The following is a 21,616-nucleotide window of genomic DNA, read 5'->3' as shown; positions in this document are numbered from 1 at the left end:
ACCTTATTTCTTTTTGTTGTAGGCAAAGAGTGGGCTGACTGGTTTTCTTTCGTGGATACGGACGATAGCATCACCAATTAACTCACTAGCAGTGATGTAGCATACGTTTTTAGGAGTTTTTTCTTTTGTTGCTACTGAATCAGTCACAAGAATTTCTTTAATATTAGTATTATCAAGAAGTTCAGCAGCTCCTTCGACGAAGAGACCATGACTAGAAACAGCATAAATTTCTGTAGCCCCTTCACGTTCAACGATTTTAGCAGCTTCAGAGAAGGTACGTCCTGTGTTAAGAATATCATCAATCAAGATGGCTTTCTTACCTTCAACATCACCAATAATATAACCTTCGTTACGAGTTGCATCGTCTTGAGGGTAGTCGATAATGGCGATAGGAGCATCAAGATACTCAGCCAAGCTACGAGCGCGTTTCACCCCTGAATTTTTAGGGCTAACAACAACAACATCTGACCCAAGTAATCCCTTATCGCAATAATGTTTTGCAAATAGAGGAACTGTGAAGAGGTTATCGACAGGAATATCAAAGAAGCCTTGAACCTGAACGGCATGTAAATCAAGTGTAAGGATACGGTCAACACCAGCCTTAACCAGCATATTAGCAACTAGTTTTGCTGTGAGTGGCTCACGTGGTGAAGCAATGCGGTCTTGACGTGCATAGCCAAAATATGGAAGAACAACGTTGATACTGTGGGCACTTGCGCGCACACAAGCGTCGACCATAATTAACAATTCCATTAGGTGGTTGTTAACAGGGAAACTTGTTGATTGGATGATGTAAACATCATAACCACGGACACTTTCTTCGATATTTACTTGGATTTCTCCATCTGAAAATTGACGTGATGATAGTTTTCCAAGTGGGACACCAACAGCTTGAGCAATTTTCTGTGCAATCTCTTGGTTAGAGTTGAGTGCGAAAAGTTTCATATTTTTTCTATCTGACATTATAGACCGTCCTCTGTAAACTTTATAAATCCCAGTGATATTTGTCTTGCATATATGAACTAGGATTTGTGTATTTTTATCTTTTCTATTTTACCAAAAAATGGAGATTATTTCAGCTATTTTTCATGCTTTTGACAAATCGAACCAATTTTGAAGGGGCTTTTTGGTAGGAAATCTGATTTTCCTCTAAAAATTGCTGGAAATCCTGTTTGCCTTGCTCGTGATTTTCAACTTCAAGCTCTAATTCGTAATCTGTAATATCAAAGTACTGACTTTCATCCAGCGCCATGAGACCAATAGCTGTTTGCATTTCATAGCGAAGTGTCGTTAGACAACCAAGGATCTGCCATTCACTTGTTTTAATACCATGTTTCGCCAATTCATTAAGAATCAGTCCCTGAGGAAGTTCTTCCTTAGCCAGATAGTTTTCAGCATCTTTTAGTTGCAATTTTTGATTGTATTCCATGTTTCCAACACTTTGCGGGACTTTGAGTGTCAATTCTGCCCAGTCTTCAAAGGTTCGAATGCGCATAGCAACTTTCTTTTCTCGCAGTTCAAAATCAGGCGTGTCTATGTAGTAATTTTTTTGAAGAACAGGAGTGACGTCTGTGAACTGGTCCTTTAGACGATTGTATTCATCTTTTTTCAAGAGTGTTTTCAATTCAATTTCTAAATGTTTCATTTTTCTTACCTTTTCTTTATCGTTGAAAGCGGATTTATGGTATAATAAGCATTGTATTTATTGTATATGAATCTAGAGAAAAAATCAAAGATATTTTTGAAGGATAATATGAGAACAAGGGAGAATATATGACCTTAGAATGGGAAGAATTTCTAGACCCTTACATTCAAGCTGTTGGTGAGTTAAAGATTAAACTACGTGGTATTCGGAAGCAATATCGCAAGCAAAATAAGCATTCTCCGATTGAGTTTGTGACTGGTCGAGTCAAGCCAATTGAGAGTATCAAGGAGAAAATGGCTCGTCGTGGCATTACTTATGCGACCTTAGAGCACGATTTGCAAGATATTGCTGGTTTGCGTGTGATGGTTCAGTTTGTAGATGACGTTAAGGAAGTAGTGGAGATTTTGCGCAAACGTCAGGATATGCGGATCATACAGGAGCGAGATTACATTACTCATCGAAAAGCATCAGGCTATCGTTCCTATCACGTGGTAGTAGAATATACGGTTGATACTATCAATGGTGCCAAGACTATTTTGGCGGAAATTCAAATTCGTACCTTGGCCATGAATTTCTGGGCAACGATAGAACATTCTCTCAACTACAAGTACCAAGGGGATTTCCCAGAGGAGATAAAGAAGCGACTGGAAATCACGGCCAAGATTGCCCATCAGTTGGATGAAGAAATGGGGAAAATACGTGATGATATCCAAGAAGCTCAGGCTCTTTTTGATCCTTTGAGTAGAAAATTAAATGATGGTGTAGGAAACAGTGACGATACAGATGAAGAATACAGGTAAACGAATTGACCTGATAGCTAATAGAAAACCGCAGAGTCAAAGGGTTTTGTATGAATTGCGAGATCGTTTGAAGAGAAATCAGTTTATACTCAATGATACCAATCCGGACATTGTCATCTCTATTGGTGGGGATGGTATGCTCTTGTCGGCCTTTCATAAGTACGAAAACCAGCTTGACAAGGTCCGCTTCATTGGTGTTCACACTGGACATTTGGGCTTCTATACGGACTACCGTGATTTTGAGTTGGACAAGCTAGTGACTAATTTGCAGCTAGATACCGGAGCAAGAGTCTCTTACCCTGTTCTGAATGTGAAGGTCTTTCTTGAAAATGGTGAAGTGAAGATTTTTAGAGCATTAAATGAAGCCAGTATCCGCAGGTCTGATCGAACCATGGTGGCGGATGTTGTAATCAATGGTGTTCCCTTTGAGCGTTTTCGTGGAGATGGGCTAACAGTTTCGACACCGACTGGTAGTACAGCCTATAACAAATCACTTGGTGGAGCTGTTTTGCATCCTACCATTGAAGCTCTTCAGTTGACGGAAATTGCCAGCCTTAATAATCGTGTCTATCGAACATTGGGCTCTTCCATTATTGTTCCTAAGAAGGATAAGATTGAACTCATTCCAACGAGAAACGATTACCATACTATTTCGGTTGACAATAGCGTTTATTCCTTCCGTAATATTGAACGAATTGAGTATCAAATCGACCATCATAAGATTCACTTTGTGGCATCACCTAGCCATACCAGTTTCTGGAACCGTGTGAAGGATGCTTTCATCGGCGAGGTGGACGAATGAGGTTTGAATTTATCGCAGATGAGCATGTTAAGGTTAAGACCTTTTTAAAAAAGCACGAGGTTTCTAAGGGGCTGCTAGCTAAGATTAAGTTTCGAGGTGGAGCTATTCTGGTAAATGACCAACCGCAAAATGCAACCTATCTATTGGATATTGGAGACCGAGTTACCATTGATATTCCCGCTGAGGAAGGCTTTGAAACTCTCGAAGCTATCGAGAGACCATTAGACATTCTCTATGAGGATGATCATTTTCTAGTCTTGAATAAACCCTATGGAGTGGCTTCTATTCCTAGTGTCAATCACTCCAATACCATTGCCAATTTTATTAAGGGTTACTATGTCAAGCAAAACTATGAAAATCAGCAGGTTCACATTGTGACTAGGCTCGATAGGGACACTTCTGGCTTGATGCTCTTTGCCAAGCACGGCTATGCCCATGCACGACTAGACAAGCAGTTGCAGAAAAAATCTATCGAGAAACGCTACTTTGCTTTGGTTAAAGGTGAAGGATACTTGGAGTCAGAGGGGGAAATTATTGCCCCGATTGCGCGTGATGAAGACTCCATTATTACCAGACGTGTAGCTAAAGGTGGAAAGTATGCTCATACTTCTTACAGTATTGTAGCTTCTTATGGAAATATTCACTTGGTCGATATTCGCCTGCACACTGGGCGAACCCACCAAATCCGAGTCCACTTTTCTCATATTGGTTTTCCTTTGTTGGGAGATGACTTGTACGGTGGTAGTCTAGATGATGGAATTCAGCGCCAAGCCCTACATTGCCATTACCTATCCTTTTATCATCCTTTTCTAGAGCAAGACTTGCAGTTAGAAAGTCCCTTGCCGGATGATTTCAGTAACCTTATTACCCAGTTATCAACTAATACTCTATAAAAACTGTTTCAGAGTATAATTATTATCTTAAAGGAGAAAACTCATGGAAGTTTTTGAAAGTCTCAAAGCCAACCTGGTTGGTAAAAATGCTCGTATCGTTCTCCCTGAAGGGGAAGAACCTCGTATTCTTCAAGCAACTAAACGCCTGGTAAAAGAAACAGAAGTGATTCCTGTTTTGCTTGGAAATCCTGAAAAAATTAAAATTTATCTTGAAATCGAAGGCATCGAGGATGGTTATGAAGTCATCGACCCTCAACATTATCCTCAATTTGAAGAAATGGTCGCTGCCTTGGTAGAGCGTCGCAAGGGCAAAATGTCTGAAGAAGATGCACGCAAGGTTTTGGTTGAAGATGTCAACTATTTTGGTGTTATGTTGGTTTACTTGGGCTTGGTTGATGGAATGGTGTCAGGTGCGATTCACTCAACTGCTTCAACAGTTCGTCCAGCCCTTCAAATCATCAAAACTCGTCCAAATGTAACTCGTACTTCAGGTGCCTTTCTCATGGTTCGTGGTACTGAACGTTACTTATTTGGAGACTGTGCCATCAACATCAATCCAGATGCAGAAGCCTTGGCTGAAATTGCCATCAACTCAGCAATCACAGCTAAGATGTTTGGCATCGAGCCTAAAATTGCTATGCTAAGCTATTCTACTAAAGGTTCAGGATTTGGAGAAAGCGTTGATAAGGTTGTTGAAGCAACTAAAATTGCTCACGACTTGCGTCCCGACCTTGAAATCGATGGGGAATTGCAATTTGATGCAGCCTTCGTTCCAGAAACTGCAACTCTAAAAGCTCCTGGAAGTACGGTAGCTGGTCAAGCAAATGTCTTCATCTTCCCAGGTATCGAGGCAGGAAATATCGGTTACAAGATGGCAGAACGCCTTGGTGGTTTTGCGGCTGTTGGACCTGTTTTGCAAGGTTTGAACAAGCCAGTTAACGACCTCTCGCGTGGATGTAATGCTGATGATGTGTACAAGTTGACTCTTATCACAGCAGCTCAAGCTGTTCATCAATAAGATTTAGTCCTCTTTCCTTTGGGAAGAGGCTTTTTATACTCAATGAAAATCAAAGAGCAAACTAGGAAACTAGTCGCAGGCTGTACTTGAGTACGGCAAGGCGACGTTGACGTGGTTTGAATTTGATTTTCGAAGAGTATTAATACTAGGAAAAGGACAGTTAGAGTCTTCTGTGTTATACTAGAGATATGTTAAATTTGAAAGAATACGGTATTGTCATGTGGCCGGAGGAGAAGATTGTTTCTTTCCGTGAGAAACTTCTCACTTGGTATGATGAAAACAAAAGAGATTTACCGTGGCGTAGAAGTAAAAATCCTTATCATATCTGGGTATCTGAAATCATGCTCCAGCAGACCAGGGTGGATACAGTTATCCCTTACTACGAACGATTCTTGGACTGGTTTCCAACAGTGGAAAGTTTGTCAACTGCCCCTGAAGAGCGTTTGTTGAAGGCTTGGGAAGGTTTGGGTTATTATTCTCGAGTTCGTAATATGCAGGTTGCGGCTCAGCAGATTATGACAGACTTTGGTGGTCAATTCCCAAACACCTATGAAGGAATTTCCATCTTAAAAGGTATTGGACCTTACACAGCAGGAGCCATATCCAGTATTGCTTTTAATTTGCCTGAGCCGGCTGTAGATGGTAATGTCATGCGTGTTTTGGCGCGTCTATTTGAAGTTAATCACGATATTGGGATTCCAAGTAATCGTAAAATTTTTCAGGCAATGATGGAAATCTTGATTGACCCAGAACGGCCAGGTGACTTTAATCAAGCATTGATGGACTTAGGATCTGATATTGAGGCGCCTGTAAATCCCAGACCAGAAGAAAGCCCAGTTAAGGACTTCAGTGCGGCATATCAGAATGGAACAATGGACCGTTATCCAATCAAGGCTCCCAAGAAAAAGCCTGTCCCAATTTATCTTAAAGCCTTGGTGGTCAAAAATACTCAGGGACAATTTTTACTTGAAAAAAATGAAAGTGAAAAGCTATTGGCAGGTTTTTGGCATTTCCCACTGGTAGAAGTAGATGACTTTTCGCAAGAGGAGCAGTTTGACCTCTTCCATCAGGTTGCAGAAGAAAGTGTGAATTTTGGACCCAGTCCAGAAGAGAGTTTCCAGCAGGACTATGACCTAGATGTTGATTGGCTTGATATTTATTTTGACACTGTTAAGCATGTCTTTAGTCATCGCAAGTGGCATGTTCAAATTGTAGCAGGCCAGGTGACTGACTTCCATGACTTTTCCGATAGGGAAGTTCGCTGGCTTTCACCAGAAGAGTTTAAGGATGTTCCACTTGCCAAACCCCAACAAAAAATCTGGCAGGCTTATGCACAAGCCAACTTAGACAGTAGCAAAGACTAGCTATTGTGTCTTCTTGTTATTTTTTTGATATAATAGTAGAGAAAAAGGTGAACAAATGAAAAAAATATTAATTGTAGATGATGAAAAACCAATCTCGGATATTATCAAGTTTAATATGACCAAGGAAGGTTACGAGGTTGTAACTGCTTTTAATGGTCGTGAAGCACTAGAACAATTTGAAGCAGAGCAACCAGATATTATTATTCTGGATTTGATGCTTCCCGAAATTGATGGTTTAGAAGTTGCAAAGACTATTCGTAAGACGAGTAGTGTACCTATTATCATGCTTTCTGCTAAGGATAGCGAATTTGATAAGGTTATCGGTTTAGAGCTTGGAGCGGATGACTATGTAACCAAACCCTTCTCAAATCGTGAGTTGCAGGCGCGTGTTAAAGCTCTTCTTCGTCGTACGGACTTGGTTTCTGTAGATAATCAAGAGTCAGATGAAAAGAAAACCCAACCTTTGCAAATTGGGGACTTGGAGATTGTACCAGATGCTTATGTAGCTAAAAAATACGGTGAAGAACTAGACTTAACCCACCGTGAATTTGAGCTTTTGTATCACTTGGCTTCTCATATTGGTCAAGTGATTACCCGTGAACACTTGCTTGAAACGGTCTGGGGTTATGATTATTTCGGAGATGTTCGGACTGTTGACGTAACTATCAGACGTTTGCGTGAGAAGATTGAAGATACACCAAGTCGTCCAGAGTATATCCTAACACGTCGCGGTGTTGGTTATTATATGAGAAATAATGATTGAATTTATTAGAAAAAATATTCTTACTAGTGATTTTATCTTCATTTTAATTTTATTGGGTTTTATCTTGATTGTTACCTTGCTTTTGCTAGAAAATCGGCGAGATAATATTCGGTTGAAGCAAATTAATCAAAAGGTGAAAGACCTGATTGCAGGAGATTATTCTCAGGTATTGGATATGCAGGGAAGCTCTGAAATCACTAATATTACCAATAATCTCAATGATTTATCAGAAGTAATCCGTTTGACTCAAGAAAATCTGGAACAAGAGAGTAAACGATTACATAGTATCCTCTCTTATATGACGGACGGAGTCCTTGCGACCAATCGTCGTGGCAAGATTACCATGATTAATGACATGGCTAAGAAACAGTTAGGTGTTCAGAAAGAAGATGTTCTAAACAAAAGTATCCTAGAATTGCTTGAGATTGAAGATGAGTATGAACTTCGTGATTTGATTACCCAAGTTCCTGAGCTTATGATTGATTCTCAGGATGCCAATGGTGAATATCTGAGCCTTCGTGTACGTTTTGCCTTGGTTCGTCGAGAGTCTGGCTTTATCTCAGGTTTGGTTGCAGTTTTGCATGATACGACGGAGCAGGAGAAGGAAGAACGGGAACGGAGGCTCTTTGTTTCCAACGTTAGTCATGAGCTACGGACGCCTCTGACCAGCGTAAAATCCTATCTTGAAGCCTTGGATGAGGGTGCCTTGTCAGAACCTGTCGCTCCAGACTTTATCAAGGTGTCTCTAGACGAAACAAACCGTATGATGCGGATGGTGACGGATCTTCTCCATCTTTCACGGATTGATAATGCAACCAGTCATCTAGATGTGGAACTGATTAACTTCACTGCCTTTATTACCTTTATTCTTAACCGTTTTGATAAGATGAGGGGACCAGACGAAGAGAAGAAATATGAATTGGTTAGAGATTATCCGATTACCTCTGTCTGGATTGAAATTGATACAGACAAGATGACGCAGGTGATTGATAATATTCTCAACAATGCCATCAAGTATTCACCAGATGGTGGTAAAATTAAAGTGACAATGAAGACAACTGATGATCAGATGATTTTATCTATCTCAGACCAAGGCTTGGGTATTCCTAAGCAGGATTTACCACGTATCTTTGACCGTTTTTATCGTGTGGATCGTGCTAGAAGTCGTGCCCAAGGTGGAACAGGTCTGGGACTGTCTATTGCTAAGGAAATTATCAAACAGCATAATGGCTTTATTTGGGCCAAGAGTGAATACGGTAAGGGATCAACTTTCACAATTGTGCTCCCTTATGATAAGGATGCAGTGAAGGAAGAAGTATGGGAGGACGAAATAGAAGACCAGAATGAGTGAAACAGGCTTTAAATACAGTATTTTAGCGTCGGGTTCCAGTGGAAATTCCTTTTATCTGGAAACCCCAAAAAAGAAACTTTTAGTGGATGCAGGCTTGTCGGGCAAGAAAATTACCAGCTTACTTGCTGAAATAAATCGCAAACCAGAGGACTTGGATGCCATCTTGATTACGCATGAGCATTCTGACCATATTCATGGAGTGGGTGTTTTGGCTCGCAAGTATGGTATGGATTTGTACGCCAATGAAAAGACTTGGCAGGCCATGGAAAATAGCAAGTATCTTGGCAAGGTGGATTCTTCGCAAAAGCATATCTTTGAGATGGGCAAAACCAAAACCTTTGGAGATATTGACATCGAGAGTTTTGGTGTAAGCCATGATGCAGTCGCACCGCAGTTCTATCGCTTTATGAAGGATGACAAGAGTTTTGTTCTTTTGACAGATACAGGTTATGTTAGTGACCGTATGGCAGGAATTGTCGAGAATGCAGATGGCTATCTTATCGAGTCCAACCATGATGTAGAGATTTTGCGAGCAGGTTCTTACGCTTGGCGACTCAAACAACGAATCCTATCAGATCTCGGTCACCTTTCTAACGAGGACGGTGCTGAAGCTATGATTCGGACACTTGGGAATCGCACTAAGAAAATCTACCTTGGACATTTATCTAAGGAAAATAATATCAAGGAACTGGCTCACATGACCATGGTCAATCAGCTGGCACAGGCTGATCTAGGTGTAGGAGTAGACTTTAAGGTATATGATACCTCACCAGATACCGCAACACCATTGACAGATATTTAGAAAGAACGCTAAGAAGGTGTTCTTTTTATATTGACTGAATACCTAAAAAGTAATACAATGGTGTTACTATTAAAAAAGGGAGCGCAAAAGATGACTACTATTACATTAAAAGTTTCTGAAGCTGACAAAACATTTATGAAAGCGATGGCTAAGTTTGAAGGAGTTTCCCTGTCGGAACTTATCCGCACCAAAACTCTTGAAGCTCTAGAAGACGAATACGATGCTCGTGTGGCAGATTTAGCCTATCAAGAGTATTTAGAAGACTTGGAAAAAGGAGTTGAACCCGTTACTTGGGAAGAAATGATGCATGATTTAGGCTTGGAGGATGAATAATTTGTATAAATTAGTTCCAACAAGACGTTTCATCAAGCAATTGAAAAAATTGGATCGTTATACGCAGAAGATAATTACAAACTATTTACAAACCAATGTTTTGGAAGACCCAAGACGACACGGAAAGGCTTTGGTTGGTAATCGCGTTGGTCAATGGCGCTATAGAATTGGTAATTATCGAGTTATCGTACAAATTGTAGATGATGAATTAGTCGTTGCTACTCTAGAAGTTGGTCATCGGAGAGATATTTATTGAATTACTTTTTTCCAAGTAAATTTTCATTCTTTAAAACATGATATAATAGGGATTACAATATAAGAGAGGTTGCTTATGACAATAGATATTAGTGAAGAAAGTTTATCTAAAGAATCGGCTGACTTATTAAAAATTCTTTTAAAAGATCGAACGACAAAGAAATCAATTGTTTGGGCTACGCATTCTTATGAATTGTTAGGAAAGGGATTTGCTCCAAGTGATCGCATCACTCCAAGTAGGGTGACGGGAAACTATGCTAACTTGATTCAGCCCAGATCTGAAAAATCCAAGTATGAGCAAAAAGATCGTACAAAGATAAGGGCAGAAGTGTTTACACCAACTTGGTTGGTCGCAAAGCAAAATGGATATGTAGAATCGGAACTAGGCTCTTTAAATCTTGAGGAGTATGTTGACCTAAGGTTGTTGGAGATAACTTGTGGTGAAGCACCTTATATGGTAACGAGATATGATACGGTAACTGGTGAGGAAATTCCATTATCTGAGCGAGTTGGTTTTGTTGATAGAAAATTGCAGCGCATTAGTCGTGAGGTTTCAGATGAAGTCACCTTTTATGACCTTGTAAAAAAAGCTTATCAAGCTTCTTATGGATATGAGTACCAAGGGGATTCTCTGCTTTTGGCGCGTGAAAATCTTTTAACAACATTTGAGGACTACTATCTTGCAAAGACTGGAAATCAACCGACCTTAGAGCAAAAGAAAGAAATTGCGACTATTATATCCTACAATGTCTTTCAGATGGATGGATTGAAAAAAAACAGTCCCTACTCAGCTACACAAGGACAATCTCAACAGTTAAGCTTGTTTCCCGATGAGCTGGAAGTAGAACAAGCAGAAGAATCTAAAACCCAAATCAAAGACTGGAAAAAGAATAAAATGATAGGTTTTGAGCGCCTATCTAGTGAGGAAAGTGAAATGAAATTTGATGTCGTGATAGGAAATCCGCCGTATCAGGATAATACATTAGGAGAAAATATTTCATTTGCTCCTCCTGTTTATCATAATTTTCTTGATGAATCGGTTAAAATAGCTGATAGAAGCATTTTAATAACTCCCGGAAGATTTTTGTTTAATGCTGGTGGAACTCCAAAAAGTTGGAATAACAAAATTTTAACAAATGAACACGTTAAAGTTGAATATTATGAACAAGACTCGTCAAAGGTTTTTTCAGGTACAGATATAAAAGGTGGAGTTGCAATCATTTATCAAGATAATAATAGTTTATTTGAACCAATTGATACCTTTACTCCATTTAAAGAATTAAATGAGATCTTACATCTAGTGATGTCAAAAAATTTAGATTCTTTCACTAAGATTGTTAGTGGTAGAGGAGTATATAAATTATCAAAAAGAGCTTTAGAAGAATATCCAGAAATTGAAAAAATACAATCTAAAGGACATAAATATGATGTAGGGTCAGGTGCTTTTAGAATTTTAAAGAATATCATCTTCTCTGAAGAAAAGAAATTTGATAGTCAGATTTCTTTTTTAGGGTTGTATAATTCAAAACGTGTATATTATTATGCAGATGAAAAAAATTTTGCATTACCTGACCACTTTTATAAATATAAAGTTTTTATTCCAAAATCAAATGGAAGTGGGGCAATAGGTGAAGTATTATCTACACCCCTAATCGGGGAACCCCTAATCGGGGCTACAGAGACATTTCTTTCTATTGGTGGTTTTGAAACTTATACAGAGGCTTCTAATTGTTTAAAATACATCAAAACAAAGTTTGCAAGAGCATTGTTGGGAGTATTAAAAATTACACAGGACAACACTAAAGAAAAGTGGGCAAAAGTACCTTTATTTAATTTTTCGGTCAATTCTGATATTGACTGGTCACAGTCGGTATCAGACATTGACCGACAGTTATATGAATATTTTGACCTCACTCCAGAGCACATTGCCTTTATTGAGACTCATGTAAGGGAGATGGATTGATGGTAGAAATTAAAACTTCTAAAGAGATTCATCCTAAAATCTATGCCTACACCACTCCTACGGTAACTAGTAATGAGGGCTGGATTAAGATTGGTTATACGGAGCGTGATGTCACACAACGTATCAAGGAGCAAACGCATACTGCTCATATAGATACAGACATATTGTGGACTGGAGATGCGACCTATACAGAAGAACCTGATAAGGGAAAGACTTTTAAGGACCATGATTTCCACCATTTCCTTTCTTTCCATGATGTGGAACGTCGTCCCAAGACGGAATGGTTTTACTTTAATGGAACTCCTGAGAAATCAAAAAATCTTTTTGATAAGTTTGTTCAGCATGATTTGTCAGGTTATCAGCCTGGTCAAGGAAAGGACTATACTCTTCGACAAGAGCAAGAAGAAGCAGTTTCTAAGACCTTAGCTTATTTCCAGAATCATCCAGGAGGGAAGTTCCTCTGGAATGCCAAACCACGCTTTGGTAAAACCTTATCTACCTACGACCTAGCTCGACGAATGGATGCTGCCAATGTTCTGATTGTAACAAACAGACCGGCCATTGCCAACTCATGGTATGATGATTTTGAAAAATTCATAGCAGGTCAAACGACTTACAAGTTTGTTTCTGAATCGGATAGCCTTAAAAGTCGTCCAACCTTGTCACGAAAAGAATTTGTTGGTATTTTAGATGACGATGTAAGACAACTTGCTTTTATCAGTCTCCAAGACTTGAAAGGCTCTGCTTATCTAGGTGGAGAGCATAACAAACTTAAATGGGTTACAGATCTCCACTGGGATTTATTGGTTATTGATGAGGCTCATGAAGGAGTTGATACCTTTAAGACAGACCAAGCTTTTAATAAAATTCGACGGAATTTCACTCTGCATTTGTCAGGTACACCATTTAAGGCATTGGCCAAAGGAGATTTTACAGAGGATCAAATCTACAACTGGTCTTATGCTGATGAGCAGGCAGCTAAAACTACTTGGTCGCCTGAGCAAGAAGAGGAAAATCCATATGAGAACTTGCCTCAGTTAAATCTCTTTACCTATCAAATGTCTCAGATGATTAGTGAGGAGTTAGAAAAAGGTGCTCAACTCGATGGAGAGAACATCGACTATGCTTTTGACTTGAGTGAGTTCTTCGCAACAGATGATAAAGGTAAATTTATCCATGAGCAAGATGTCAAAAATTGGCTAAATACTCTATCAAGCAATGAAAAGTATCCATTTTCAACCAAAGAACTTCGTAATGAACTCAAGCATACTTTTTGGCTGTTAGAACGTGTAGCCTCAGCTAAAGCTTTAAAAGCACTACTAGAAGAACACCCAATTTATGAAAACTATGAGATTGTTCTAGCTGCAGGTGATGGACGTATGTCCGAAGAAGACGATAAAGTCAAACTCAAATCCTTAGATTTGGTTAGAAAGGCGATAGCGGAGAATGACAAAACTATTACCCTATCCGTCGGTCAGTTGACGACAGGGGTATTGATGTTATCAAACTTAAAATCACCCGCCCTTTATATGCAGGCTGCTTTCCGTGCTCAAAACCCATATTCATGGACCGATAGCAAAGGAAATCATTTCCGCAAAGAAAAATCCTATGTATTTGACTTTGCGCCGGAAAGAACCTTGATTCTCTTTGATGAGTTTGCCAACAACTTATCGCTTGCAACTGCAGGAGGAGGTGGGACTTCGACAACTCGTGAAGAAAACATCAGAGAATTACTAAATTTCTTCCCTGTCATAGCTGAAGATCGTGCTGGTAAGATGGTTGAAATTGATGCCAAGGCGGTTCTAACTATCCCTCGCCAGATTAAAGCTAGAGAAGTTCTTAAACGAGGCTTTATGTCCAATCTCTTATTTGATAATATCAGCGGTATTTTCCAAGCTAGTCAAACCGTTCTAGACATTTTAAATGAACTCCCAGTTGAAAAGGAAGGGAAGTTACAAACATCTTCTGAACTATTAGACTTTTCAGATGTTACAGTAGATGATGAGGGCAATGCAGTAGTTGACCATGAAATTGTAGTTAATCAGCAAATGCGACTTTTTGGTGAAAAAGTCTATGGACTTAGTCAATCTGTTACAGATTTGTTCACTAAGGATGAGGACAGAACTCAAAAACAGCTGGTTAATGATTTGAGTAAGACGGTTTCTTCAGTGATTGTAGAAGATTTGAAAGGTGAATACAACCTTAAAACTCGGGAAACAGATCAAATCAAGAAGCAAATTACAGCAACATTTGAGAATGAAATTCGAAAAAACGATATCGAAAGAAAAATTTCTGAAGCTCATATCAGGGAAGAATTGCAACAACAAATCAAGGAAGCAGTTGATAAGGAGCAAAAGGATAAGATTCAAGAAGATTTTGATAAACGTTTAGAAGAAAACAATCTTATTCACAAGGAAAAACTAGAGCAAACACTTAAAAAAGAAGTGGAAAAAATGCCTGAGAAGTTTATTGAACAGGTTGAGATAAAACGTGTTGAGCAGTTGAAACAATCAGCTCAAGATGAGATTCGTGACCATCTTCGTGGATTTGCACGAACCATCCCAAGTTTTATTATGGCTTATGGTGATCAAACTCTAACACTTGATAATTTTGATACCTTTGTTCCTGAGCATGTTTTCTTTGAAGTGACTGGTATTACGATTGATCAATTTCGTTATTTGAGAGATGGTGGACAAGATTTTGCAGGACATCTCTTTGATCGAGCAACATTTGATGAAGCAATCCAAGAATTTCTTCGTAAGAAAGAGGAATTGGCAGATTATTTTAAAGATCAGAAAGAAGATATTTTTGATTATATTCCACCGCAGAAAACCAATCAGATTTTCACTCCTAAACGAGTGGTGAAGAGAATGGTGTATGACCTTGAAAAAGAAAATCCAGGTATCTTTGATGATCCATCTAAGACATTTATTGATTTGTACATGAAATCAGGCCTCTATATTGCAGAATTGGTTAAGCGACTATATAATAGCAATGGTTTAAAAGATGCATTTCCAAATCCTGAAGAACGCTTAAAACATATCCTAGAAAACCAAGTTTATGGATTTGCACCATCTGAGATTATCTATAACATCTCGACTAATTTTATCTTTGGAAATCTCTCACAAGACATTAGTAGAAAGAACTTTGTTTTAGAAGATACCATTCCTGCCGCTAAAGAAGGAAGGATTCAGGAGTTGGTTGATTCCTATTTTGAAAATAATTAAAAAGAAGGCGAATGTGCCTTCTTTTTAATATCTTTTACAATCCAGCGAAATCTTTGATTTCTTGTGCTGACATTGAAGAGTCGCAACGAACATTGATTTGTCCATCTGCAATATGAACAAAGCCTGGTACAGTTGGGATTCCGTAGCGTGAGCGGAATTCTTGCAACTCATTGAGTTGGCTTGGTTCTTCACTGTTGATGAAGTAGATGTGAGCTTTGGTTTCAGCTACGACACCTGCTAAAGTACCTGCAAATTTACGGCAGTAAGGACAAGTTTTGCGACCAATAAAGAAGGTTGCAGTTTCTTTTTTATCAAGAGCTTCTTGCGCACGCGCAACTGTAGTGACTTCAAGGTCTTTGATATTATCTAAAAATTGTTCCATGAGATTACCTCGCTTTCATTGATAAGTCTAGTATGCCATAAAGTTTCTAAAATTGCTTAGATTTGATACGAAAAAAGATGAGATTGGTTGGTCTCATCTTTTATAGGACTTTATTTTACAAAAGCATTGATTTCTGCTTCGATGTTAGCAATCTTAGCTTGTGATTCTTCGTTGGTTTCACCTACAACTGCAATGTAGAACTTGATTTTTGGTTCTGTACCTGAAGGGCGAACGGCAATCCATGAACCGTCAGCAAGTGTGTATTTCAACACATCACTTGGAGGAGTTGTCAAATTTGTAACAGTACCGTCAGCAGCAGTGGCAGTTTGAGCCTTGAAGTCTTCTACTACAGTGATAGCTGTTGCATTCCATTCTTTTGGAGCGTTGTTACGGAATTTAGCCATAATCGCTTTGATTTGTTCAGCACCATCAACACCTGAAAGGGTAACAGAGATAGTTTTTTCTGCGTAGTAGCCGTATTCTTTGTAGATTTCTTCGATACCGTCAGCAAGTGTCAAACCACGAGAACGGTAGTAGGCAGCAAGTTCAGCAACGACAAGAACGGCTTGAATAGCGTCTTTATCACGTACGAAAGGTTTAATCAAGTAACCGAAGCTTTCTTCAAATCCCATCATGTATGTGTGATTGTGTTTTTCTTCGAATTCTTGGATTTTTTCAGCGATGAATTTGAAACCAGTCAAGACGTTGAACATAGTTGCGCCGTAGCTTTCAGCAATCTTCGTTACCAAGTCAGTTGATACGATAGATTTGCAGAGTGCTGCATTTTCAGGCAGAGTTCCAGCATTTTTGTGGGCTTCCAAGATGTATTTAGCCATGATAGCACCGATTTGGTTACCTGAAAGGTTGAGGTAGCTACCATCTTTTTGAAGAACTTCAACACCAACACGGTCAGCATCAGGGTCAGTTGCCACAAGAACATCTGCACCAACTTGACGACCAAGTTCTTCAGCAAGAGCAAAAGCTGCTTGGCTTTCTGGGTTTGGAGATTTTACAGTTGAAAAGTCAGGGTCAGCAGTTGCTTGCGCTTCAACGACTTGAACAGAGTCAAATCCTGCTTGGGCAAGAGCACGACGAGCCAACATTTCACCAGTACCATGAAGTGGTGTGTAGACAATTTTCATGTCTTTACCGAATTCTTCAATCAAGGCTGGGTTGATGTTTACGTCCTTAACCTCTTTAAGGTATTCTACATCAACAGCTTCGCCGATAACTTCAATTAAGCCAGAAGCTTTTTCAGCTTCCACATCAGCAACTTCAACTGCAAATGGGTTTTCGATTGCACGGATATATGTAGTCAAAGCGTCTGCGTCGTGTGGAGGCATTTGTCCACCGTCTTCACCGTAAACCTTGTATCCGTTAAATGGTGCAGGGTTGTGGCTGGCTGTGACCATGATACCTGCGAAACAGTTGAGGTGACGAACTGCAAATGAGAGTTCTGGAGTTGGACGAAGGCTTTCAAATACATAAGATTTGATACCGTGTTTAGCAAGAACTGCCGCAGATTCAAAGGCAAACTCTGGTGAGAAGTGACGGCTATCGTAGGCGATTGCTACACCACGTTCTTTTTCATTTCCACCTTTTGACTCAATCAAACGAGCCAAACCTTCAGTAGCTTGGCGAACAACGTAGATGTTGATGCGGTTTGTACCAGCACCAATCAAGCCACGCATACCTGCAGTACCAAATTCAAGATTTGTATAGAAGGCATCTTCCTTAGTTTTTTCGTCCATATTTTCCAAATCTTGACGAAGATAGTCAGGAAGCTCCGCAAAATCAACCCATTTCTGGTAATTTTCTTGGTAAGACATTGAAATTCTCCTTTTTGTAAATTGTTTTAACCGTTCACATTATAGCACTTTTTAGCGTTTTAGTAAAACGGTAGCATAATTTTCAGAAAAGTGGTGTCATATGCCGGTTTATCAAGTCTTGAATGCCTTAGGGAAACATGCTATACTGTTTGTATGATTATTTTACAAGCTAATAAAATTGAACGTTCTTTTGCAGGAGAGGTTCTTTTTGATAATATCACCCTGCAAGTTGATGAACGTGATAGGATAGCCCTTGTTGGGAAAAATGGTGCAGGTAAGTCTACTCTTTTGAAGATTTTGGTTGGAGAAGAGGAGCCAACTAGTGGAGAAATCAATAAGAAAAAAGATATTTCTCTGTCTTACCTAGCCCAAGATAGCCGTTTTGAGTCTGAAAATACCATCTACGATGAAATGCTTCATGTCTTTGATGACTTACGTCGGACTGAGAAACAACTTCGTCAGATGGAGCTGGAGATGGGTGAAAAGTCTGGTGAGGACTTGAATAAGCTGATGTCAGATTACGACCGCTTATCTGAGAATTTTCGCCAAGCAGGTGGCTTTACCTTTGAAGCTGATATACGAGCGATTTTGAATGGATTCAAATTTGATGAATCTATGTGGCAGATGAAAATTGCTGAGCTTTCTGGTGGTCAAAATACTCGCTTGGCACTTGCTAAAATGCTTCTTGAAAAGCCAAATCTCTTGGTATTGGATGAGCCAACCAACCACTTGGATATCGAAACTATTGCTTGGCTAGAGAATTACTTGGTAAACTATAGTGGCGCACTCATTATTGTCAGCCACGACCGTTATTTCTTAGACAAGGTTGCGACAATTACGCTAGATTTGACCAAGCATTCCTTGGATCGCTATGTGGGCAACTACTCTCGTTTTGTTGACTTGAAAGAACAAAAACTAGCTACTGAGGCAAAAAATTATGAAAAGCAACAGAAGGAGATTGCAGCTCTGGAAGACTTTGTCAATCGCAATCTAGTCCGAGCTTCAACGACCAAACGTGCCCAATCCCGTCGTAAACAACTAGAAAAAATGGAGCGTTTGGACAAGCCTGAAGCTGGTAAGAAATCAGCCAACATGACCTTCCAGTCTGAAAAAACGTCGGGTAATGTTGTCCTGACTGTTGAAAATGCAGCTATTGGCTATGATGGGGAAATATTGTCAGAGCCTATCAACTTAGACCTTCGTAAGATGAATGCTGTCGCTATCGTCGGTCCAAATGGTATTGGGAAATCAACCTTTATCAAGTCTATCGTGGAGCAGATTCCTTTTATCAAGGGTGAAAAGCGCTTTGGCGCTAATGTGGAAGTTGGTTACTATGACCAAACCCAAAGCAAGCTGACACCAAGTAATACTGTACTTGATGAACTCTGGAATGATTTTAAACTGACACCAGAAGTTGAAATCCGTAATCGTCTAGGGGCCTTTCTTTTTTCTGGAGATGATGTTAAAAAATCAGTCGGCATGCTGTCAGGTGGCGAGAAAGCTCGTTTGCTTTTGGCTAAATTGTCTATGGAAAACAACAACTTCTTGATTCTTGACGAACCAACCAACCACTTGGATATTGATAGCAAGGAGGTGCTAGAAAATGCCTTGATTGACTTTGATGGAACCTTGCTCTTTGTCAGTCATGATCGTTACTTTATTAATCGTGTAGCAACTCATGTTTTAGAATTATCTGAGAATGGTTCGACTCTCTATCTTGGAGATTACGACTATTATGTCGATAAAAAGGCTGAAATGGAAGTCAGTCAGATAGAGGAAGATTCAACCAGCAATCAAGTAAAAGAAGCAAGTCCAGTTAATGACTATCAAGCTCAGAAAGAAAGTCAAAAAGAAGTTCGTAAGCTCATGCGACAAATTGAAAGTCTAGAAACTGAAATCGAAGAGTTAGAAAGTCAAAGCCAAGCCATTTCTGAACAAATGTTGGAAACAAACGATGCCGGCAAACTCATGGAATTGCAGGCTGAGTTGGACAAAATCAGCCATCGTCAGGAAGAAGCCATGCTTGAATGGGAAGAATTATCAGAGCAGGTGTAAAGATGGAACATCTTGGAAAAGTATTTCGTGAATTTCGGACAAGTGGCAATTATTCTTTAAAGGAGGCGGCAGGGGAGTCCTGTTCAACCTCTCAGTTATCTCGCTTTGAGCTTGGGGAGTCTGACCTAGCAGTCTCACGTTTCTTTGAGATTTTGGATAACATTTATGTAACAATCGAAAATTTCATGGACAAGGCAAGAAATTTTCACAATCATGAACATGTTGCCATGATGGGACAAATTGTACCCCTTTACTACTCAAATGATATTGCAGGTTTTCAAAAGCTTCAAAGAGAACAACTTGAAAAGGCTAAGAGTTCGACGAATCCCCTTTATTTTGAGCTGAACTGGATTTTGCTACAAGGTCTGATTTGTCAAAGAGATTCGAGTTATCATATGGAGCAGGTTGATTTGGATAAGGTAGCAGATTATCTCTTCAAAACAGAAGAATGGACCATGTATGAGTTGATTCTTTTCGGGAACCTCTATAGTTTCTACGATGTGGACTATGTCACTCGAATTGGAAGAGAAGTTATGGAGAGGGAGGAATTTTACCTAGAGATTGGTCGCCATAAGAGATTAGTGTTGATTTTGGCCCTCAATTGTTACCAGCATTGTTTAGAGCATCTTTCTTTTGACAATGCAAGCTATTTTGAAGCTTATACAGAGAAGATTATTGGTAAAGGTATTAAGCTTTATGAGCGTAATGTTTTCCATTATTTAAAAGGCTTTGCCTTGTATCAAAAGGGACAGTGTAAAGTAGGTTGTAAGCAAATGCAAGAGGCCATGCATATTTTTGACGTGCTAGGTCTTCCAGAGCAAGTAGCCTATTATCAGGAACACTACGAAAAATTTGTCAAAGATTAATTTTCCCAAATAAGGGAAAAATGAAAAAGCTCCTTTCGGTTTTGATACAATAGTTTCAAAATTTGAGAGGAGTTTTTATATGAATCGCTATGCCGTACAGTTGATTAGCCGTGGAGCTGTTAACAAGATAGGGAATATGCTCTATGATTATGGAAATAGTGTCTGGTTGGCTTCCATGGGGACTATCGGGCAGACTGTTTTAGGAATGTATCAGATTTCTGAGCTCGTCACATCCATTCTGATCAATCCCTTTGGTGGAGTTATTTCAGACCGATTTTCTCGTCGTAAGATTTTAATGGCGGCAGACCTTGTTTGTGGAATTCTTTGTTTGGCTATTTCTTTTATAAGGAATGACAGCTGGATGATTGGGGCTTTGATTTTTGCCAACATTGTTCAGGCTATTGCTTTTGCCTTTTCTAGACCTGCAAATAAGGCCATTATCACAGAATTGGTAGAGAAGGATGAACTGGTCCTCTACAATTCTCGTTTGGAGTTGGTCTTGCAGGTTGTCAGCGTGAGTTCTCCTGTACTTTCTTTTCTTGTTTTACAATTCTCAAGTCTTCGGATTACCTTGGTATTAGATGCCCTTAGTTTTTTTCTTGCTTTTGGTTTGGTAGCCCTGCTTCCAAAAAAAGAAGATAAAACTTTGGGGGAGAAGAAACTTACATTCAAAGTTATTTGTGCTGATATCAAGGAGGGTGTTCACTATATTGTGAAGCAAAGGGAAATCTTCTTTTTACTAGTCATGGCTTCAAGTGTCAATTTTTTCTTTGCAGCCTTTAATTACCTCCTCCCCTTTTCAAATCAGCTTTATGGAGTTCAAGGTGCCTATGCCACTATTTTAACTATGGGTGCTATCGGTTCTATTGTTGGGGCGCTGTTAGCTAGTAAGATTAAAGCCAGTATGGAAATGCTTCTGTTTTTGTTGGCTCTGACTGGACTTGGGGTGATGATAATGGGATTTACCCTCCCATCCTATCTGACTTTTTCAGGCAATTTCGTTTGTGAACTCTTTATGACGATTTTCAATATTCACTTTTTTACTCAAGTACAAACCAAGGTTGAAGGTGAATATCTGGGAAGAGTTCTCAGTTCGATTTATACCTTAGCCATACTATTTATGCCAATTGCAACAGGTTTAATGACCTTGCTTCCAAGTGTCCATCTTTATTCTTTCTTGATTATTGGACTTGGAGTTGTAGCCTTATCTTTCTTAGCTCTCGGATATGTTCGAACTCATTTTGAAAAAGAGACATAAGTTTGCTTGG

The 21,616-nt window shown here is 39.4% G+C and carries 19 protein-coding genes; 15 read left to right on the top strand and 4 right to left on the bottom strand.

Features of this window, described 5'->3' with window-relative positions; translation table 11 throughout:
- Positions 1 to 3 precede the first annotated feature (3 nt).
- Together N8N51_RS03470 and N8N51_RS03465 are read right to left on the bottom strand one after the other, a co-directional pair.
- Entirely contained in the window at positions 4 to 963 is a 960-nt protein-coding gene (locus N8N51_RS03470; RefSeq protein WP_001283818.1) for a ribose-phosphate diphosphokinase, read from the bottom strand.
- 112 nt (positions 964 to 1,075) lie between these two features.
- The gene (locus N8N51_RS03465) at positions 1,076 to 1,645 is read right to left on the bottom strand and encodes a CYTH domain-containing protein (protein WP_261103579.1); all 570 of its coding nucleotides are present in this window, start codon (positions 1,643 to 1,645) and stop codon (positions 1,076 to 1,078) included.
- A gap of 128 nt (positions 1,646 to 1,773) precedes the next feature.
- Here N8N51_RS03465 and yjbM point away from each other — a divergent pair, with 128 nt between their 5' ends.
- The 12 genes from yjbM to N8N51_RS03405 all read left to right on the top strand — a co-directional run bounded on the left by yjbM (position 1,774) and on the right by N8N51_RS03405 (position 15,216).
- Complete coding sequence (yjbM, locus tag N8N51_RS03460; protein ID WP_000171682.1) at positions 1,774 to 2,445, top strand: GTP diphosphokinase; 672 nt, start codon at positions 1,774 to 1,776, stop codon at positions 2,443 to 2,445.
- Positions 2,429 to 3,247: an NAD kinase gene (locus N8N51_RS03455; RefSeq protein ID WP_218493459.1), complete on the top strand. Its 819-nt coding sequence runs from the start codon at positions 2,429 to 2,431 to the stop codon at positions 3,245 to 3,247. Before yjbM ends, N8N51_RS03455 begins: the two co-directional genes overlap by 17 nt.
- Entirely contained in the window at positions 3,244 to 4,140 is an 897-nt protein-coding gene (locus N8N51_RS03450) for an RluA family pseudouridine synthase (RefSeq protein WP_261012415.1), read from the top strand. Before N8N51_RS03455 ends, N8N51_RS03450 begins: the two co-directional genes overlap by 4 nt.
- Positions 4,141 to 4,183: 43 nt before the next feature.
- Positions 4,184 to 5,158 (top strand): phosphate acetyltransferase, encoded by a 975-nt coding sequence (gene pta / locus N8N51_RS03445; RefSeq protein ID WP_261103578.1) that lies wholly within the window; start codon positions 4,184 to 4,186, stop codon positions 5,156 to 5,158.
- Positions 5,159 to 5,346: 188 nt separating this feature from the next.
- The gene (mutY, locus tag N8N51_RS03440; protein WP_261103576.1) at positions 5,347 to 6,522 is read left to right on the top strand and encodes an A/G-specific adenine glycosylase; all 1,176 of its coding nucleotides are present in this window, start codon (positions 5,347 to 5,349) and stop codon (positions 6,520 to 6,522) included.
- Positions 6,523 to 6,577: 55 nt separating this feature from the next.
- Positions 6,578 to 7,285, top strand: a complete 708-nt coding sequence (yycF, locus tag N8N51_RS03435) for a response regulator YycF (RefSeq protein WP_000722072.1) — start codon at positions 6,578 to 6,580, stop codon at positions 7,283 to 7,285.
- The gene (gene vicK / locus N8N51_RS03430) at positions 7,278 to 8,636 is read left to right on the top strand and encodes a cell wall metabolism sensor histidine kinase VicK (RefSeq protein ID WP_261103574.1); all 1,359 of its coding nucleotides are present in this window, start codon (positions 7,278 to 7,280) and stop codon (positions 8,634 to 8,636) included. The genes yycF and vicK overlap by 8 nt, the downstream gene beginning before the upstream one ends.
- Positions 8,629 to 9,438 (top strand): MBL fold metallo-hydrolase, encoded by an 810-nt coding sequence (locus tag N8N51_RS03425; RefSeq protein ID WP_000004961.1) that lies wholly within the window; start codon positions 8,629 to 8,631, stop codon positions 9,436 to 9,438. Before vicK ends, N8N51_RS03425 begins: the two co-directional genes overlap by 8 nt.
- Before the next feature lie 90 nt (positions 9,439 to 9,528).
- Entirely contained in the window at positions 9,529 to 9,771 is a 243-nt protein-coding gene (relB, locus tag N8N51_RS03420) for a type II toxin-antitoxin system RelB family antitoxin (RefSeq protein WP_031237103.1), read from the top strand.
- Position 9,772: 1 nt separating this feature from the next.
- Positions 9,773 to 10,027: a type II toxin-antitoxin system RelE family toxin gene (locus N8N51_RS03415; RefSeq protein WP_031237105.1), complete on the top strand. Its 255-nt coding sequence runs from the start codon at positions 9,773 to 9,775 to the stop codon at positions 10,025 to 10,027.
- A 75-nt stretch (positions 10,028 to 10,102) separates the two neighbouring features.
- The gene (locus N8N51_RS03410; RefSeq protein ID WP_023947464.1) at positions 10,103 to 11,989 is read left to right on the top strand and encodes an Eco57I restriction-modification methylase domain-containing protein; all 1,887 of its coding nucleotides are present in this window, start codon (positions 10,103 to 10,105) and stop codon (positions 11,987 to 11,989) included.
- Entirely contained in the window at positions 11,986 to 15,216 is a 3,231-nt protein-coding gene (locus N8N51_RS03405) for a DEAD/DEAH box helicase family protein (RefSeq protein ID WP_261103573.1), read from the top strand. Before N8N51_RS03410 ends, N8N51_RS03405 begins: the two co-directional genes overlap by 4 nt.
- 34 nt (positions 15,217 to 15,250) lie before the next feature.
- Here N8N51_RS03405 and N8N51_RS03400 read toward each other — a convergent pair whose 3' ends face one another.
- A complete protein-coding gene (locus N8N51_RS03400) occupies positions 15,251 to 15,598 on the bottom strand; it encodes a thioredoxin (protein WP_023947468.1) in 348 nt (115 codons plus the stop codon).
- 110 nt (positions 15,599 to 15,708) lie between these two features.
- The gene (locus N8N51_RS03395) at positions 15,709 to 17,427 is read right to left on the bottom strand and encodes a phospho-sugar mutase (protein ID WP_000121686.1); all 1,719 of its coding nucleotides are present in this window, start codon (positions 17,425 to 17,427) and stop codon (positions 15,709 to 15,711) included.
- A gap of 153 nt (positions 17,428 to 17,580) precedes the next feature.
- Here N8N51_RS03395 and N8N51_RS03390 point away from each other — a divergent pair, with 153 nt between their 5' ends.
- From N8N51_RS03390 to N8N51_RS03380, 3 genes are all read left to right on the top strand, one after another.
- Entirely contained in the window at positions 17,581 to 19,482 is a 1,902-nt protein-coding gene (locus tag N8N51_RS03390; protein WP_261103571.1) for an ABC-F family ATP-binding cassette domain-containing protein, read from the top strand.
- 2 nt (positions 19,483 to 19,484) lie between these two features.
- Positions 19,485 to 20,348 carry an Rgg family transcriptional regulator gene (locus N8N51_RS03385; protein ID WP_084929935.1) on the top strand — a complete coding sequence of 288 codons (864 nt, stop codon included), beginning with the start codon at positions 19,485 to 19,487 and terminating at the stop codon, positions 20,346 to 20,348.
- 79 nt (positions 20,349 to 20,427) lie between these two features.
- On the top strand, positions 20,428 to 21,606 hold the full coding sequence (locus tag N8N51_RS03380) for an MFS transporter (protein WP_261012367.1): 1,179 nt from the start codon (positions 20,428 to 20,430) through the stop codon (positions 21,604 to 21,606).
- The last annotated feature ends 10 nt before the right edge of the window (positions 21,607 to 21,616 follow it).

The sequence above is a fragment of the Streptococcus mitis genome (genome assembly GCF_946188685.1).
Lineage (GTDB): Bacteria > Bacillota > Bacilli > Lactobacillales > Streptococcaceae > Streptococcus > Streptococcus mitis_CC.
Note: the sequence above shows the minus strand (reverse complement) of the source record. Positions and strands in the feature narration are given on the sequence as shown.